This is a genomic window from Psychrobacter sp. ANT206 (assembly GCF_056880555.1).
Genome location: NZ_CP096271.1, coordinates 2,724,973 through 2,742,687, shown reverse-complemented (window position 1 = coordinate 2,742,687; position 17,715 = coordinate 2,724,973). Strand labels below are relative to the sequence as shown.

Sequence of the window (17,715 nt, the reverse complement as noted above, 5' to 3'; positions counted from 1 at the left end):
GCCACCGTCATGATGATGGGCAGTTTTCCGCCCACTGCCGATAAATGGGCAATGAGGTTCCATTATCCCAATTTTCAAAATGACATGTGGCGCATTTATGGACGCGTATTTTTTGATGATGCGGATTATTTTAGAGTAGGGGACGAAAAACGATTTGATCCTGAACGTATTCGAGCCTTTATGTTTGACCGTGGTATAGCCTCTTGTCCCACGGTAGTACAAGCGATTCGTGAAACAGGCAATGCGTCTGATAAAGACCTTACGGTCGTGACCACCGTCGATCTAGACACAATTTTGCCGCAAGTACCGAAAGTACAGGCGCTATTCACGACTGGTGGTAAGGCAACAGAGGTCTTACTGAACTTATTAGCTGAACCACCTGCCAAATCAAAGCATCCTAAGACCAATCAAAGTATGGACTATCCTTATAAGTGGGAGGATAAAGATAATAAAAAATCTGATGTTAATAGTTTAACCTTATATAGACTGCCTTCTACTTCGCGCGCCTATCCTTTAGCATTAGATAAAAAAGTCTCTGCTTATAAAGACTTCTTCAAAAAGATAGGTAAGCTATAAAAGTGTTATATATAGAAGAAGCTATGAGGCTATATATAAGCACTAACTAAGGACAAGAATTGATTTTGGTAAAGGTAAAAGTACTTTCAACCCTAACTGACTGATAAATGGATGGTATTGATGATAAGGATAGATAATCGCCAAAATATCGGGCAAACCCCCTTGACCCTCTATAAAAAGCGAGTATACTGCCACCCAGTCGGAGAGGAAGGCGGGTTGGAGTGGTTTACCGCTTAGACAATTTAGCCAACCGAAAAAATTACTTTTAAGTTAACTCAAATTAAAATAATTTACTTCTTGACTTACTAATTAAAGCGTCTATAATACGCACCTCATTAAGACGAACCGGAAGCAGCTACTGTGTGATTACACAATAACTAACCAGTTAACTTAAAGAAACAAATTAAGAAAAGAAGTTGACAGACTATTAAAACATGATATGATGGTCAGCTCGCTAAATAGGATAAGCCAGATTGGTTTAGCATATTTAGTCAGAATACTCTTACTGGACGACAGTAGAGACATTATTTAAAAGCATAACTAAAGAACAACTTGTGTGGATTTTTGCTGATTCAGAATGCTAAAAAATAAAGTTGGTCGACTATCTTTTCGATAGGATTCTAACTATAAAAATTATCATTTAAGACAGTAAAAAAACTCAAAGTTAATTCATTACGAACATAATTTTTAGCGATTTTGCCAGATTAGATGAGCCAAGTTTAGAAGCTTCTTTAAAGAGCTTCATAGCAAGATTAAACTGAAGAGTTTGATCATGGCTCAGATTGAACGCTGGCGGCAGGCTTAACACATGCAAGTCGAGCGGAAACGATGATAGCTTGCTATCAGGCGTCGAGCGGCGGACGGGTGAGTAATACTTAGGAATCTACCTAGTAGTGGGGGATAGCACGGGGAAACTCGTATTAATACCGCATACGACCTACGGGAGAAAGGGGGCAGTTTACTGCTCTCGCTATTAGATGAGCCTAAGTCGGATTAGCTAGATGGTGGGGTAAAGGCCTACCATGGCGACGATCTGTAGCTGGTCTGAGAGGATGATCAGCCACACCGGGACTGAGACACGGCCCGGACTCCTACGGGAGGCAGCAGTGGGGAATATTGGACAATGGGGGAAACCCTGATCCAGCCATGCCGCGTGTGTGAAGAAGGCCTTTTGGTTGTAAAGCACTTTAAGCAGTGAAGAAGACTCCGTGGTTAATACCCACGGACGATGACATTAGCTGCAGAATAAGCACCGGCTAACTCTGTGCCAGCAGCCGCGGTAATACAGAGGGTGCAAGCGTTAATCGGAATTACTGGGCGTAAAGGGAGCGTAGGTGGCTCGATAAGTCAGATGTGAAATCCCCGGGCTCAACCTGGGAACTGCATCTGATACTGTTGAGCTAGAGTATGTGAGAGGAAGGTAGAATTCCAGGTGTAGCGGTGAAATGCGTAGAGATCTGGAGGAATACCGATGGCGAAGGCAGCCTTCTGGCATAATACTGACACTGAGGCTCGAAAGCGTGGGTAGCAAACAGGATTAGATACCCTGGTAGTCCACGCCGTAAACGATGTCTACTAGTCGTTGGGTCCCTTGAGGACTTAGTGACGCAGCTAACGCAATAAGTAGACCGCCTGGGGAGTACGGCCGCAAGGTTAAAACTCAAATGAATTGACGGGGGCCCGCACAAGCGGTGGAGCATGTGGTTTAATTCGATGCAACGCGAAGAACCTTACCTGGTCTTGACATATCTAGAATCCTGCAGAGATGCGGGAGTGCCTTCGGGAATTAGAATACAGGTGCTGCATGGCTGTCGTCAGCTCGTGTCGTGAGATGTTGGGTTAAGTCCCGCAACGAGCGCAACCCTTGTCCTTAGTTACCAGCGGGTTAAGCCGGGAACTCTAAGGATACTGCCAGTGACAAACTGGAGGAAGGCGGGGACGACGTCAAGTCATCATGGCCCTTACGACCAGGGCTACACACGTGCTACAATGGTAGGTACAGAGGGCAGCTACACAGCGATGTGATGCGAATCTCAAAAAGCCTATCGTAGTCCAGATTGGAGTCTGCAACTCGACTCCATGAAGTAGGAATCGCTAGTAATCGCGGATCAGAATGCCGCGGTGAATACGTTCCCGGGCCTTGTACACACCGCCCGTCACACCATGGGAGTTGATTGCACCAGAAGTGGATAGCTTAACCTTCGGGGGAGCGTTCACCACGGTGTGGTTGATGACTGGGGTGAAGTCGTAACAAGGTAGCCGTAGGGGAACCTGCGGCTGGATCACCTCCTTATAGATGGCATTCGGTCAGCAAGAATTCACAACAAGTTGTTCTTTAGTTTAAGCTAGTTTATTAGCTAGAGGTATATGCCTCGCACAGGCCTGTAGCTCAGCTGGTTAGAGCACCGTGTTGATAACGCGGGGGTCGGCAGTTCAAGTCTGCCCAGGCCTACCATTATTAGGGGCCATAGCTCAGTTGGTAGAGCGCCTGCCTTGCACGCAGGAGGTCAACGGTTCGACTCCGTTTGGCTCCACCACATAATAAACTATTCTTTAGATGCTAATAAATAAATAGGTATCAAATAGAAACAAGTGATTCGTCTTAACAAAGGCAAGATTACTTCTTTCTGTTTTATACAGAATCTGTGACTCGACGAGAGCACAGAGACTATTTAAAAACATAGATATGAGTCTGGGTTAGGAACACGTGTTCACGCGTTGTTTCTAACCTTAATAACTCACTACTTAACGACATCAGTTGTTATCCCAGTAGTGAGTTATTAAAAAAGTAAAGAGAACTGAATCAAGCGTATAAAATTAGGTGATATCGTTATCATAATTAGACTTATATAACACTTAGAAATCTAACTCTATTTATAGAGAAAGACTACTTGGGGTTGTATGGTCAAGTAATGAAGCGCACATGGTGGATGCCTTGGCAGTCAGAGGCGATGAAAGACGTGACAGCCTGCGATAAGCTTCGGGGAGGCGGCAATATCCTGTGATCCGGAGATTTCTGAATGGGGAAACCCACCTACCATAAGGTAGGTATCTTGTACTTGTACAAGAGGCAAACGAGGGGAAGTGAAACATCTCAGTACCCTTAGGAAAAGACATCAAATGAGATTCCCCAAGTAGCGGCGAGCGAACGGGGAGAAGCCGATTAATGCTAATGTAGAAGAACAGCGTGGGAAAGCTGACCGTAGTAGGTGATAGTCCTGTATTCGAAACATTAGCGTTAACATATTAAGTAGGGCGGGACACGAGAAATCCTGTTTGAAGATGGGGGGACCATCCTCCAAGGCTAAATACTCCTGACTGACCGATAGTGAACCAGTACCGTGAGGGAAAGGCGAAAAGAACCCCTGTGAGGGGAGTGAAATAGAACCTGAAACCGTGTGCGTACAAGCAGTGGGAGCCTTAATTTATTAGGGTGACCGCGTACCTTTTGTATAATGGGTCAGCGACTTATGTTCTGTAGCAAGGTTAACCGTTTAGGGGAGCCGTAGGGAAACCGAGTCTTAATAGGGCGTTTAGTTGCAGGGCATAGACCCGAAACCGAGTGATCTATCCATGAGCAGGTTGAAAGTGCCGTAACAGGCACCGGAGGACCGAACCCACTATCGTTGAAAAGCTAGGGGATGACTTGTGGATAGGGGTGAAAGGCTAATCAAACTCGGTGATAGCTGGTTCTCCCCGAAAGCTATTTAGGTAGCGCCTCGGACGAACACCATTGGGGGTAGAGCACTGTTTCGGCTAGGGGGTCATACCGACTTACCAAACCGATGCAAACTCCGAATACCGATGAGTGATATCCGGGAGACACACAGTGGGTGCTAACGTCCATTGTGGAGAGGGAAACAACCCAGACCGCCAGCTAAGGCCCCAAATTCCTAGTTAAGTGGGAAACGAGGTGGGAAGGCATAGACAGCTAGGAGGTTGGCTTAGAAGCAGCCATCCTTTAAAGAAAGCGTAATAGCTCACTAGTCGAGTCGGCCCGCGCGGAAGATGTAACGGGGCTCAAACTAGGAGCCGAAGCTGCGGATTTGAATTTGTTTTCAAGTGGTAGGGGAGCGTTGTGTAAGCCTGTGAAGGTGTGTCGTAAGGCATGCTGGAGGTATCACAAGAGCGAATGCTGACGTGAGTAACGATAATGCGAGTGAAAAGCTCGCACGCCGGAAGATCAAGGGTTCCAGTCCAACGTTAATCGGGGCTGGGTGAGTCGACCCCTAAGGCGAGGCCGAAAGGCGTAGTCGATGGGAAATCGGTTAATATTCCGATACTTGTTTATAATGCGATGGAGGGACGGAGTAGGTTATGTCAGCCTGGCGTTGGTTGTCCAGGTGAAAGGATGTAGGCAGACAGTTTAGGCAAATCCGGACTGTCACTATGCTGAGATCTGATAGCAAGCTGTACTTGTACAGCGAAGTGGCAAATACCATGCTTCCAGGAAAAGCTTCTAAGCAATAGTTATAAACGAATCGTACCCTAAACCGACACAGGTGATCAGGTAGAGAATACCAAGGCGCTTGAGAGAACTCTGCTGAAGGAACTAGGCAAAATGGTACCGTAACTTCGGGAGAAGGTACGCTGCCGATGGTGATAGGACTTGCTCCTTGAGCTGTTGGCAGTCGCAGATACCAGGCTGCTGCAACTGTTTATTAAAAACACAGCACTCTGCAAACACGAAAGTGGACGTATAGGGTGTGATGTCTGCCCGGTGCTGGAAGGTTAATTGATGGGGTTAGCGTAAGCGAAGCTCTTGATCGAAGCCCCAGTAAACGGCGGCCGTAACTATAACGGTCCTAAGGTAGCGAAATTCCTTGTCGGGTAAGTTCCGACCTGCACGAATGACATAATGATGGCAGCGCTGTCTCCAGCAGAGACTCAGTGAAATCGAAATCGCAGTGAAGATGCTGTGTACCCGCGGCTAGACGGAAAGACCCCGTGAACCTTTACTACAGCTTTACATTGAACTTTGACCTGACTTGTGCAGGATAGGTGGGAGGCTTTGAAGCAGACACGCTAGTGTTTGTGGAGCCAATCTTGAAATACCACCCTGGTCATGTTGGGGTTCTAACTCAGGTATAACAATACCGAGGACAATGTATGGTGGGTAGTTTGACTGGGGCGGTCTCCTCCTAAAGAGTAACGGAGGAGTACGAAGGTGCGCTCAGACCGGTCGGAAATCGGTCGTAGAGTATAAAGGCAAAAGCGCGCTTAACTGCGAGACCCACAAGTCGAGCAGGTACGAAAGTAGGTCTTAGTGATCCGGTGGTTCTGTATGGAAGGGCCATCGCTCAACGGATAAAAGGTACTCTGGGGATAACAGGCTGATACCGCCCAAGAGTTCATATCGACGGCGGTGTTTGGCACCTCGATGTCGGCTCATCTCATCCTAGGGCTGAAGCAGGTCCTAAGGGTATGGCTGTTCGCCATTTAAAGAGGTACGCGAGCTGGGTTTAGAACGTCGTGAGACAGTTCGGTCCCTATCTACCGTGGGCGTTGGAAATTTGAGAGGATCTGCTCCTAGTACGAGAGGACCAGAGTGGACGAACCTCTGGTGTTCGGGTTGTCACGCCAGTGGCATTGCCCGGTAGCTACGTTCGGATGGGATAATCGCTGAAAGCATCTAAGCGAGAAGCCCACCTCAAGATTAGATTTCCCTAAAGAGCCGTTGAAGACTACGACGTTGATAGGCAGGGTGTGGAAGTGCAGCGATGCATGTAGCTAACCTGTACTAATTGCTCGTTTGGCTTGACCATACAACACCCAAGTGGTTTGTATGAAAGCTCTAATTAATCTATCTTGTATAGCCTAGGCTATAGAATATATAATTTCGATATCACCTTTAACCTTGATTCAGTTAGGTTACAAGTTGGTCGACCAATAGATAATATCTTGACGTCAAAACAATAATAACAGACTCATATCTAACCCCCTTTGCTGACGACAATAGCACGATGGAACCACCTGATCCCTTCCCGAACTCAGAAGTGAAACATCGTCGCGCCAATGGTAGTGTGGTTCGCCCATGTGAGAGTAGGTCATCGTCAGCTCTCTATTCCTAGATAAACCCCCAACGTTAATTCGTTGGGGGTTTTCTTTCGTGTAACGTTTGGAAATAAGAGGATTTATTTGTAGCTGAAAGGCTCAAATAAGCTTTTTCTGTTATGAAAATCGCTATACCTTATATTCAATATATTACTTGTTACTCATTTAAAATGATTTGACTTATATCGTTATAGCTGCTAATTTTAAAGAGTATTTCAACTTTAGTTAATTAAAAGCATTTATAGAGTCTATACGGAAATTGACCTTATAATTAACTTATTAGTAAATACTCATACCCTATCCATGGTTATCAAAAGGAATTGATAATGAAGTTAGCTCCTCTTTTTTCAATAGGTGCATTAGCAGCTATTAGCCTTCTAGGTTGTTCTAATCAAGCTTCTGATAGTACTGATGCTTCTGCAGCAACTTCTCAAGAAACAACCACATTGCGCTTTTCTCATTTTTGGCCAGCAACCTCATCTATCAGTACAGAGGTCTTTGAACCTTGGGCTAAGCAAATAGAAGCAGATTCTAATGGTCGTTTAAAAGTAGAGTTATATCCTTCAGCTGGTCTTGCTAAAGCAGACGTTACTTATGAATCTGCTGCCAAAGGCACGATAGATATTGGCTCACAAGCACACGGCTATACCAATGGTCGCTTTCCTTTAACTCAGATTACTGAGCTTCCTGGTTTATCAAACTCAGCGACTCAGATGGGTTGTATGCTCCAAACTCTATATGAAGATGGTACTTTAGCTGGTGAATATGAAGATACGCATATGTTGTTTATGTATGGTGCTGGACCGGGTGCGTTGCATACAACGAACAAATTAATTCGCACACCTGAAGATATGAAGGGTATGCGTATTCGCCGTCCTTCTGCCGTCGCTGGCGACATTATTGAAAGTGCGGGTGCCTCACCAGTCGGTTTGCCTGCCAATGACATGTATACCTCTTTACAACGCGGCGTCGTTGATGGTTTAAGTTTTCCATGGGAAGCTGTTACCGCCTTTAAAATTGACGAAATTACCAAATACCATACCAATATTCCTTTTTATAGTTCAGCGCTTATGGTGACTATGAATAAAGATAAATATGAGAGTTTACCGGATGATTTGAAAAAGGTACTGGATAAAAATTCAGGTATGGCGCTTGCCAATAAGGTTGGTGAAGTATTTGATAAACATGATGATATGGCAATAGAAGCAGCTAGGAAAAAAGGTGATGAAATCGTTGAAATCCCTGATCCATTAAATGATCCTAACTGGAAAGGACCGCTTGAGAAAGGCACCAATAAATATCTTGCTGATGTTAAAGCGCTAGGTCTAGATGCAGAGGGCGTTTATGCTAAAGCAAAAGCCGCCAGTGCAGCCTGTAAGGTCTAACCTAAAGGAGTTTCGCATGGTATTTTTAGTTAAACTGAGCATCCTCATTTCAAGGTTATGTCAATTCATTGGTGGTATCAGTCTCATTATCATTGTACTGACCACCATGCTAGATGTTATTGCCCGCTATGTATTCAAGCTCACCGGTGGTGAGTTTGGATTTACGGTCAAAGGCAGTGTTGAGATTGTCTCTTACTTTATGCTCTTTGCTTTACTTGGTGCTTTTGCTGCTTTTGTTGAACGCTCACAAATTATTGTCGATGTATTCACACAAAAGATGTCAAAAGCCGTTAAAGGTTACATGATGGGCACCTTTATGATGGGGTTCTTTATCATTGGTATCGTGTTCGCATGGGGTCTCTATGAAAGCGCTTTTGATGCAATAGAGTACGGAAAAGTCACCCAAGACCTTCGAATATCTATGATGCCCATTTACGCTATTAGTGCCTTCTTAAGCGTTTTACTTGCCATTCGCTCATTGATCGAATCCATCAACATCTTTAAAACAGGCGAGTTCTTTGACGCTGAGGAGACAGGCGCATGAGTCCAGAAATTATTGGTGCCATTGGTTTGTTATGTATGATTGCGATGGTCATGCTGCGTGTTCCTGTTGCGCTTGCGATGCTTGGTGTTGGTTTGGTTGGCTTTGGTGCCGTGACAGCACCGATTGGTGCGGTGCAGATGCTCAAAGACTTACCCGTTGATGTTTTAGCGAAATATGATTTTAGTGCTATTCCATTGTTCATACTTATGGGTGTCTTTGCTTCTCATTCTGGTATGGCAGGGAAGTTATTTGATGCTACTCGAACTATCTTTGGTGGCGTTAGGGGTAGTCTAGGTATTGCTGGTATTGGTTCATCGGGTATCTTTGCATCCATTTCAGGGTCATCATTGGCGACAGCGTCTACCATGACCAAAGTAGCATTGCCACAAATGGAGAAGTACGGTTATCAGCCAGGCTTTGCCTGCGGTATTTTAGCCGCTGGTGGTACTTTGGGAATCATGATTCCGCCCAGTATTGCACTGCTGGTTTATGCCATCCTAACCCAGCAGTCAGTTGGTGATATGTTTATCGCTGGCTTCTTACCGGGTATGCTCGGCATGGTGATGTACTCAATCACTGTTATGATCATGGTACGCTGGAAGCCACATTTAGCACAACGTGGGGAGCCTACTTCTTGGAAACAAAAGCTAATCTCTTTGACAGGTCTTATTCCCTTTAGCTTTATCTTCATCGTGATTATCGCGGGTATTTTCTTTGGGCTATTTACCCCAACAGAAGGCGCTGCAGTTGGGGCGTTTGTCTCTTGGGCTTATGCTTTTGCCAAAGGCATGCGAATGATGGGGCTTAAGCAATCATTAATTGAGACGCTTGCCCTCTCTGCGGTGGTCTTCTTTATGTTACTTGGTGCTGAAGCACTCGGCTACTTTATCTCAGTATCGCGCTTGTCTTATAGTTTGGCGACGTGGATTGGTACATTGGCAGTTAGCCCAATGATAGTATTGATCTGCATTTTGATTATGTACTTTCTGTTAGGCTTGTTCATGGATGCCCTAGCGATGCTGGTGATTACGATTCCGGTAGTGTTCCCAATCATTGTTGCGTTAGGTTATGATCCGGTTTGGTTTGGTATTATTGCAGTATTAACCGTAGAGCTCGGACTCATTACACCGCCTATGGGTATGAATATCTTTGTGATTAAGGCAATGGCACCACATATTAAGCTGTCCGATATGTTCAAGGGGGTGATGCCTTTTATTGTCTCTGACTTGATTCGCTTAGTCATTTTGGTCGCGTTCCCAGCGATATCTTTAGTGCTACTAAGTTAATTCCTACATAAAATAACACTGGAGCATTGTTGCGTACTATGTATAACGCTAGAATAATTGAGAGACATCGTTTTGAAGTAGCATCTCTACGATAAGCTTGTCTTAAAACACTCATTTTAGAATCACATGGATGCGAGAAATACTATGACTATTGCTAAGAATATCGAGATCAGTAGTACCTCTGAAAGCAGTTTTGAAGATGCTATTCAACAAGGTATTGAGCGGATTTCTAAGACCGTCAACAATGTTGAAGGCGCTTGGATAAAAGAGCAAAAAGTAGGGGTTACTGATGGAAAAATCAGTAAATATCATGTCATTATGATTGTAAGCTTTGTTATTAATGATGGTACTGATATTAGCTAAGTGTTGATTGAAACCTAAAAAAGACTGCGATTGCAGTCTTTTTTTTGTCATAAAAAAAAATATTGAGGATTGTTGTGATTAGCAGGAGTAGCCACACGGCTTGCCTAAATATGTAGTAAAATAAAACGCTACCATTTTGAATATTTAGAATAGAAGTAAACATTTATGGCTGTCGATTTTAGTAACACGCTCATAGTCGCGATTTCTGCAACCGCTTTATTTGATTTGTCAGAGTCTGAGAATCATCTCATATCGCTTTTACAGCAGCGTCCCCACGATGCCGTTAAAGAGTTCCGCAACTATATGACTGAGCGTGAAAATGAACCGTTGACTATTGGCGCAGGTTATCCGCTGATTAAAGCACTATTGAATTTAAATCATTATTGTCATGATTGTGATAATAAGAATGACGGTGTCAATGCACCCTTGGTAGAAGTGGTCATTGTCTCAAAAAGTAGCCCTGATACAGGTATTCAAGTCCTAAATGCAATACGTGAACATGGGTTAACCATTTCGCGCTCAGCATTTATATCTGGCAGCCCTATTGCACCTTATATCAAAGATTTTAATGTAGATTTGTTTTTGACGACCAATCTTGAAGATGCGCAGCAGGTTGCAGATGCTGATATCTGTGCTTGTGCGATATTAGATGCCACGCCAGTCAATACTTATGAGTTGGATACCAAGCAGTTGCGTATTGCCTTCGATGGTGATGCAGTGTTATTTGATGATTCAGGCGAGCTGCTTTATAAGCAAAAAGGGTTGCAAGCGTTTCATGACCGTGAAGCCAAAATGCGCGATTTACCGATAGAAAAAGGCCCTTATGCAGAGTTATTGATTAAGCTGTCCAAAATGCAAGAGCGTCTGCCAGCAAGCCTGCATTCTTGTCCGATGAAAATAGCCTTGGTGACGGCTCGCAATGCCCCAGCTGACTTACGAGCGATAAAAACATTGCGTAATTGGGGCGTAGATATTGATATGGCGTTTTTTTTGGGAGGGCTTGAAAAGACTTCAGTACTTAAAACATTTGCGCCGCATATTTTCTTTGATGATTCAGTTAAGCATATCGATGCGGCTCGTAGCTTTGTACCAACGGCGCTCGTGCCTTATCATTCAACCTCACTATTACACGCCAGTAGTATATTAACTGCCAATAAAGATGCGTCATCGCTATCTTTTAAACCCGTAGAAACGACGATTTTATCTACCAGTCATTAACATGCGTTTAACAAGATAAAAAGGATAAAACAGTAGATGAAGTGGCAGCAATTGGCAACGCTTGTAATCGTACGCATTAAGCAAGTATTTGGTCTATATGCTTTTGTACTGATACCAATGTGGGTGATGTTTTTTCTTAATGACACCGTATTTTTTGGTCTATGGAATATTTTCGGTATCGTACCAAGAACATTGGATATTGGCAGTATGATAGGGGTATTTGCCTCATGGACGATGCATAGTAATTTCTCACATCTAGTGGGAAATTCGCTGACACTGATGCAGATTTTGTTCTTATTTGGTTTATTTGAGAATAACGCTTATCGTACTATTCTTAAGCTTATCATCGCCTCAGGTATAATGACTTGGATAATAGCTTCGCCACTGACGATTCATATCGGCGCTTCAGGGCTGTGTTTTGCGATGCTTGGGTTTATGATAGGTGGGGCAGTGTTCGCTAGGCGTTGGGGCTATTTACTTGCCTGTATTGTGATGGGTACGGGTTATTGGCTGACTATCAAACAAGGTTTGATACCGCAGCAAGGTATCTCATTTGCGGCGCATTTTGGTGGTCTATGCGCCGGATTGTTGTTGGGTGCCAATTCTAAACATGCTTATACGAAAGTGAATAATCGTTATTAGCCTTATTTTTCGGCAAATATATTTAGACAGACTGTTCAATAATTCATAAAGATAACGATAAGTCAGCTAACAGTGGCTTCAATGATTGAGTTATTTTTTATTAATACAAACATTGATATATAGCGGATCATTTTTTTCTAATGGACGCCAAGCAGTCGTTTGTTTCACATGCTCATCGATACTCATCTTACTGTCTTTTTCTTGTAATACATAGTCTGCACGAGCAGGGGCGGCACAGTCGATCACTTGCGGTACTTGCTGTACACTTCTACGTCTCTCAAACAAATACAGATTGACCAAGTAAACCTCTGGGTTATCAGCGTTAGCACGAGCGTGTCCGCTATCAGCCGCTATAAAGCGTAACGTCTGTGGTTTAACGTACGACCACGGACGAAACCACGTACCTTCTTCAACTTTTTTGACGACATGAACGCCTTCAGGAAGCTGTGCAAGCTGTTGACCAAACCAGCTATATTCTTGACTTATTTGGAAGCCAAAAATACCTATCGCACCAAATAATGGAATAAGCCATCTTGGCGCTTTCTTACCTGCAAGTTTGCTGAGGTGAGTGATAACTAGTGCTATCCCAGCTAGACCAAACCCAGCCGCTATGGTTGCGATAAACTCAAAAAGCATAAGACTTTTCCTTAACGCAATCAGCGCATTTCATATCAATTATTAAAAATAAAATCATGTGTACAGCCTTTTTAAGCACATTTATTATGGCGCTTATGCTTAACTTTCTCATTATTTTTACTTTTAAGAGGGGTTAATAAAATTATCATGATTGGACGAATAGTATGTAAAAAATATCCCATGATCAGATTGGGATAAAAAAATCACTCACAAGCAGCTGCTGCCTGTGAGTGATATGTTATTGTAAAAAATCATACGTCATTTGCACTTCATTTGCTAGCTTGTATCGAAGCTTAGTGATCTACTGCAGCACCAGCGCCACGTGGAGAACGTACACTTTCAACCAATTCTTGAATGTGTGCTGGTGGTGGCGCAGTCGCATAAGACACTGCGAATGCTACGATAAAGTTAAGCAAGGCACCAATCACACCAAATGATAATGGTGAGATACCAAACAACCAGTACTCTTCAGTATCAGGGAAGTTTGCTGTACCTGTAACGAAGAACCAGCCTTTAAAGATGAAGATATAAACTAAGATACTAATTAGACCTGTGAGCATACCAGCGATGGCGCCAAGGTTGTTAATACGTTTAGAGAAAATACCCATCATCAATGCAGGGAAAAGTGAGGCACCAGCAATACCAAAGGCCAATGCAACGACCTGTGCAGCAAATCCTGGTGGATTAATACCTAAGTAGGTAGCAACCACAAGCGCAACAGCCATCGTGATACGTGCGACTTTTAGCTCGCCTGCATCAGTGATATTTGGATTAAGGTTCCGTTTAATCAAATCATGACTGATCGCTGATGAGATGGCGAGTAGTAGACCAGCTGCTGTAGATAGCGCTGCTGCCAAACCACCTGCGGCGATAAGACCAATAACCCAACCTGGTAGCTGTGCGATTTCTGGGTTAGCCAATACTAAGATGTCAGCGTTGACATCAAGCTCGTTACCTGCCCAACCTCTATCAACAAACACACCATCACGCTCTAAAGCATGTTCAGCTTTTGCTTTTTCAACAGTAGTCGTTGCAGCAGCAACATCGCCGCCATCAGTAGTAGCGGCAGCCAATGCTAGCTCTGCTGCACCAAGTCCACTATCACTATACAACTGGATACGACCGTCGTTATTTAGATCGTTATACTTAATAAGACCGGTTTCTTCCCATGTTCTCATCCAATCTGGACGTTGATCATATTCGATAGCAGGAGCGTCAACACCTTGTGGATAAACAGTATTGATTAGATTTAGACGCGCCATTGCACCTACTGCTGGGGCAGTGAAGTATAGGAGCGCGATAAATACCAACGTCCAACCAGCTGTCCAACGCGCATCCGCAACTTTAGGAACCGTGAAAAAGCGAATAATAACGTGAGGTAGACCCGCGGTACCAATCATCAGTGATAAAGTAAATAGCACCATATTTAGCTTGTTCGGTACGTCAGCGGTATAAGCGGTAAAGCCTAAATCGACGACGATTTGGTCAAGCTTGGTTAGGATAGGAATGCCTGATTCAACATGGTTTGAGAACAAACCAAGACCTGGAATTGGGTTACCCGTCAACTCAAGTGAGATAAAGACGGCAGGAATCGTATAGGCAATCATAAGAACCACATACTGCGCAACCTGCGTGTAGGTAATCCCTTTCATACCACCAAGTACGGCGTAAAAGAATACAACAACAGCCGCAATAATCAGACCAGTGGTACTGTCAACTTCTAAGAAGCGTGAGAATGCCACACCAGCACCGGTCATCTGACCGATAACATAAGTGGTTGATGCAATAATCAAACAGACGACTGCGATCATAGCAGCGGTTTTAGAATAAAAACGGTCACCGATAAAATCAGGAACCGTGAATTTACCGAATTTACGTAGGTAAGGTGCTAGGAGCATGGCGAGTAGAACATAACCACCCGTCCAACCCATTAAATAAGTTGATGCTGCATAACCGCCAGTGGCGATAATACCAGCCATCGAGATAAATGACGCTGCACTCATCCAGTCAGCGGCGGTTGCCATACCGTTAACAACAGGATGTACACCGCCGCCAGCAACATAAAACTCACTGGTCGAACCTGCACGTGCCCACCAAGCGATACCGAAGTATAAAGCGAAGGACAGACCTACAAAAATGATATTAATCGTAAATTGACTCATAGGGCTATTCCTCGTCTACGCCATATTGTTTATCTAGTTTATTCATGCGCCATGCATAGAAAAAGATGAGGGCGATAAATACGATAAGAGCACCTTGTTGTGCAAACCAAAAGCTTATATCAGTACCACCTATTCTAATACCTGACAATAATGGACGTAGCAAGATGCCAAAACCATAAGAGACTAAAGCCCAAATGACGAGGCTGACTTTAATGAGACGGAGATTGGCGCGCCAATAACCTGATGAATCGTTGTGGTTCTCCATAGGACAACTCCTTTTGCCTAACATAAAAACAAGGTCACTGATCTGAGTCTGACAAGTCCCTGTGCTTTAGTGTTTATCTTATTGTGAAAACAGTGTCTTACAACCATAAAAACGGTAGATGAAAGACTAAAGCAGAGCGATCAATCAAGATAAGTAACCCAACATTATTAAAATATGAACCAACTTTTCCAGTGTAAACGATACAGACACCGAGGATAAATTACTCGATATGACTGTTATAAAAGTTAAAGGATAAGAGTCGAGGTTAGTTGCTCAAAATCTAATCATTCAACAATAGATATTGAGACAGTCGATTAAATTTATTATATGGAAATAATGATGTGTAAAGAGGGAGGGGTCGGTATTCGCTGACAATCCTCTGTCTTATTATTATCATCTTCCCGATGACATTATTTTAATAATTAGAAATACATTCATGCCGATAAGTATTGCAAGCAGCTTTTATAAACTTATTAGGAATATATACAATATTGACTTATTTAACAATAAATAAATTTTATTTACTTTATGTAACTAAATATGTGTCTTGTAGAAACTATAACTAACTTATGTTAGTAGAAGCCAATAGATATCATAACTCTGAGACAATAGTATACTAAGACCTTAGTTGTATTAAGGATTTGTTATGTTCATTAGATTAATTGATAAAACCAAAAAATGGCATTTATTTTAAAAATAACGGTTATATAAATAACTATTTTTATTATGAATAAGTATGACATCAATATAATTTCAATATCATAACTATTGATTAGGTATAAAATTTTTTCATAAACTATAAATAATAATTATTATTTTATTCCTATTAGCTTATTACTAAGCAAAAGTTTATAAATAATCAATAATTAAAAAAAAGCATAAAAACAGCTAAATTGTCTATAGTCAGTTAAAATACCTGCCATATGATATACGTGATTTCCTTGTCATTTTATTGCTCAAATAGGTAATGATGATCAATAAGCAAAGAGAGAACGAAACATCATAAAAAGCCATTAGTTACATCAATTTATAACATATGCTAAAAGTATAGAATGTTAGTGAAGGGGATATAGTATGAACGAAGGCGTAGCAGGTTGGTTTAATAGCATCGTAAACTATGGTGTGAGTATCATTTGGGGTAATAATGATTGGTTGATTGCCAGCAATCCATGGTATGGACTGCTGATGTTCGTCTTAATTGGTGCAGGTCTATATTTTACCGTGGCGACCCGCTTTATCCAGTTTCGTCATTTCGGTCATATGTGGCAGTTATTACGAGTATCAAATCAAGGGCGTAAAGATGGTGGTATTAGCTCATTTGAAGCACTGATGACATCACTTGCTGCGCGAGTAGGGACGGGGAATCTAGCAGGGGTGGCAATTGCCATCTATTTGGGTGGACCGGGTGCTGTATTTTGGATGTGGATGACAGCGATTGTGGGTATGTCGACCAGCTTTATCGAGTCAACCCTTGCGCAAGCATACAAAGTACCGCATAACGATAATGTTTATCGCGGTGGACCGGCTTACTATATCGAAAAGGGTTTGGGTAAACGCTGGCTTGCCGTATTTTTCTCGCTATGTTTGCTGGTCGCTTTTGGCTTGGCGTTCAATGGTGTGCAATCCAATACCATTGCACAGGCGACTAATGAGGCGTTTGGTATTCCAACTTGGATGACCGGCTTGATATTAGTAGTGCTAGTCGCACCAGTAGTATTTGGTGGATTACGCTCTGTTGCCCGTATTGCTGGCAAAGTTGTACCAGTGATGGCGATTCTTTATATTCTGCTGGCACTCTATGTCATCTTGACCAATTTTAGCGAATTTCCAGCGGCAATTGCTTTGATTGTAAAGTCAGCATTTGGCTTTGAACAAGCAGCAGGCGGTGTGATTGGTTATGGTATTGCGCAAGCGATGATTAATGGTATTAAGCGTGGTCTGTTTTCGAACGAAGCAGGTATGGGTTCAGCACCTAATGCTGCAGCGACTGCAAAAAGCCATCCTGATCATCCGGCAGTGCAAGGTTTTATGCAAATGTTGGGTGTGTTTTTGGACACATTAGTTATCTGTACAGCGACAGCTTCAATTATTATTCTCTCTGGCGTGGTTGATCCTAGTGTTGAGCAAGAAGGTATTCAATTAACACAGCTAGCATTGTCGCAATATGTAGGTGATATGGGTGTAATTTTCGTCGCGATTGCCATCTTCTTTTTCTCATTCACCTCTATCATTGCAAACTATAGCTATGGTGAATCGAATCTTGAATTTATCTCTGGTGAGAAAAATGCCAAAGTGATGATTATGATATTCCGCTTTATGGTCTTGGGCATGGTATTTATCGGTGCTGTCGCCAGCCTGCCAGCTATTTGGAACTTTGCCGATTTATCCATGGGTCTGATGGCATTGGTCAACTTAGTGGCTATTATCATCTTGTCGCCAGTAGCGCTTAGAATATTACGTGACTATGAGCGTCAGATTAAAGAGGGCAAAACTGCTGATCAAATCAAGTTTAATCCTGATGATTTTGTGAAATTAAAAGATGAAGCCAATCGTGATGCGTGGACAGATTAAGCTGAAATCCTAG

General features: G+C 43.0%; 11 protein-coding genes, 2 tRNA genes and 3 rRNA genes. 13 read left to right on the top strand and 3 right to left on the bottom strand.

All coding sequences use genetic code 11. The features are described from left to right. Nucleotides 1-9 precede the first annotated feature (9 nt). The 12 genes from M0221_RS11415 (at nt 10) to M0221_RS11360 (ending at nt 12,068) form a co-directional block, all read left to right on the top strand. On the top strand, nt 10-576 hold the full coding sequence (locus tag M0221_RS11415) for a DNA glycosylase (RefSeq protein WP_409033831.1): 567 nt from the start codon (nt 10-12) through the stop codon (nt 574-576). A 754-nt stretch (nt 577-1,330) separates the two neighbouring features. Further along, nucleotides 1,331-2,869 (top strand): 16S ribosomal RNA (locus M0221_RS11410). A gap of 85 nt (nt 2,870-2,954) precedes the next feature. Next, nucleotides 2,955-3,031: transfer RNA gene (locus M0221_RS11405), tRNA-Ile, on the top strand. 6 nt (nt 3,032-3,037) lie between these two features. Continuing rightward, a tRNA-Ala gene (locus M0221_RS11400) sits at nt 3,038-3,113 on the top strand. A 366-nt stretch (nt 3,114-3,479) separates the two neighbouring features. Next, nucleotides 3,480-6,341: ribosomal RNA gene (locus M0221_RS11395) — 23S ribosomal RNA — on the top strand. A gap of 180 nt (nt 6,342-6,521) precedes the next feature. Then, a 5S ribosomal RNA gene (rrf, locus tag M0221_RS11390) occupies nt 6,522-6,635 on the top strand. The 16S, 23S and 5S rRNA genes sit together here with 2 tRNA genes alongside, the layout of an rRNA operon. Before the next feature lie 321 nt (nt 6,636-6,956). Continuing rightward, nucleotides 6,957-8,015, top strand: a complete 1,059-nt coding sequence (locus M0221_RS11385; protein WP_011514571.1) for a TRAP transporter substrate-binding protein — start codon at nt 6,957-6,959, stop codon at nt 8,013-8,015. Between the two features lie 16 nt (nt 8,016-8,031). Next, on the top strand, nt 8,032-8,559 hold the full coding sequence (locus tag M0221_RS11380) for a TRAP transporter small permease (protein ID WP_011514570.1): 528 nt from the start codon (nt 8,032-8,034) through the stop codon (nt 8,557-8,559). Then, nucleotides 8,556-9,845, top strand: a complete 1,290-nt coding sequence (locus M0221_RS11375) for a TRAP transporter large permease (protein WP_011514569.1) — start codon at nt 8,556-8,558, stop codon at nt 9,843-9,845. The genes M0221_RS11380 and M0221_RS11375 overlap by 4 nt, the downstream gene beginning before the upstream one ends. 144 nt (nt 9,846-9,989) lie before the next feature. Beyond that, entirely contained in the window at nt 9,990-10,208 is a 219-nt protein-coding gene (locus M0221_RS11370) for a dodecin family protein (RefSeq protein WP_041753268.1), read from the top strand. A 165-nt stretch (nt 10,209-10,373) separates the two neighbouring features. Continuing rightward, nucleotides 10,374-11,426 (top strand): 5'-nucleotidase, encoded by a 1,053-nt coding sequence (locus M0221_RS11365; protein ID WP_011514567.1) that lies wholly within the window; start codon nt 10,374-10,376, stop codon nt 11,424-11,426. 36 nt (nt 11,427-11,462) lie between these two features. Beyond that, the gene (locus tag M0221_RS11360) at nt 11,463-12,068 is read left to right on the top strand and encodes a rhomboid family intramembrane serine protease (protein WP_011514566.1); all 606 of its coding nucleotides are present in this window, start codon (nt 11,463-11,465) and stop codon (nt 12,066-12,068) included. 90 nt (nt 12,069-12,158) lie between these two features. On the opposite strand, the gene M0221_RS11355 is transcribed toward M0221_RS11360, so the two are convergent. The 3 genes from M0221_RS11355 to M0221_RS11345 all read right to left on the bottom strand — a co-directional run bounded on the left by M0221_RS11355 (nt 12,159) and on the right by M0221_RS11345 (nt 15,131). After that, nucleotides 12,159-12,704 (bottom strand): hypothetical protein, encoded by a 546-nt coding sequence (locus M0221_RS11355; RefSeq protein ID WP_011514565.1) that lies wholly within the window; start codon nt 12,702-12,704, stop codon nt 12,159-12,161. Nucleotides 12,705-12,997: 293 nt separating this feature from the next. Further along, nucleotides 12,998-14,866, bottom strand: a complete 1,869-nt coding sequence (locus M0221_RS11350; protein ID WP_011514564.1) for a sodium:solute symporter family protein — start codon at nt 14,864-14,866, stop codon at nt 12,998-13,000. Between the two features lie 4 nt (nt 14,867-14,870). Then, complete coding sequence (locus tag M0221_RS11345; RefSeq protein ID WP_011514563.1) at nt 14,871-15,131, bottom strand: DUF4212 domain-containing protein; 261 nt, start codon at nt 15,129-15,131, stop codon at nt 14,871-14,873. A gap of 1,074 nt (nt 15,132-16,205) precedes the next feature. On the opposite strand from M0221_RS11345, the gene M0221_RS11340 reads away from it, so the two are divergent. Continuing rightward, a complete protein-coding gene (locus M0221_RS11340) occupies nt 16,206-17,702 on the top strand; it encodes an alanine/glycine:cation symporter family protein (protein ID WP_011514562.1) in 1,497 nt (498 codons plus the stop codon). Nucleotides 17,703-17,715: the final 13 nt, after the last annotated feature.

Coding starts and splice junctions, on each gene's coding strand:
- M0221_RS11415 (WP_409033831.1), top strand. CDS start 10: ATGATGATGGGCAGTTTTCCGCCCACTGCCGATAAATGGGCAATGAGG.
- M0221_RS11380 (WP_011514570.1), top strand. CDS start 8,032: ATGGTATTTTTAGTTAAACTGAGCATCCTCATTTCAAGGTTATGTCAA.
- M0221_RS11355 (WP_011514565.1), bottom strand. CDS start 12,704: ATGCTTTTTGAGTTTATCGCAACCATAGCGGCTGGGTTTGGTCTAGCT.
- M0221_RS11340 (WP_011514562.1), top strand. CDS start 16,206: ATGAACGAAGGCGTAGCAGGTTGGTTTAATAGCATCGTAAACTATGGT.
- M0221_RS11360 (WP_011514566.1), top strand. CDS start 11,463: ATGAAGTGGCAGCAATTGGCAACGCTTGTAATCGTACGCATTAAGCAA.
- M0221_RS11345 (WP_011514563.1), bottom strand. CDS start 15,131: ATGGAGAACCACAACGATTCATCAGGTTATTGGCGCGCCAATCTCCGT.
- M0221_RS11350 (WP_011514564.1), bottom strand. CDS start 14,866: ATGAGTCAATTTACGATTAATATCATTTTTGTAGGTCTGTCCTTCGCT.
- M0221_RS11365 (WP_011514567.1), top strand. CDS start 10,374: ATGGCTGTCGATTTTAGTAACACGCTCATAGTCGCGATTTCTGCAACC.
- M0221_RS11370 (WP_041753268.1), top strand. CDS start 9,990: ATGACTATTGCTAAGAATATCGAGATCAGTAGTACCTCTGAAAGCAGT.
- M0221_RS11385 (WP_011514571.1), top strand. CDS start 6,957: ATGAAGTTAGCTCCTCTTTTTTCAATAGGTGCATTAGCAGCTATTAGC.
- M0221_RS11375 (WP_011514569.1), top strand. CDS start 8,556: ATGAGTCCAGAAATTATTGGTGCCATTGGTTTGTTATGTATGATTGCG.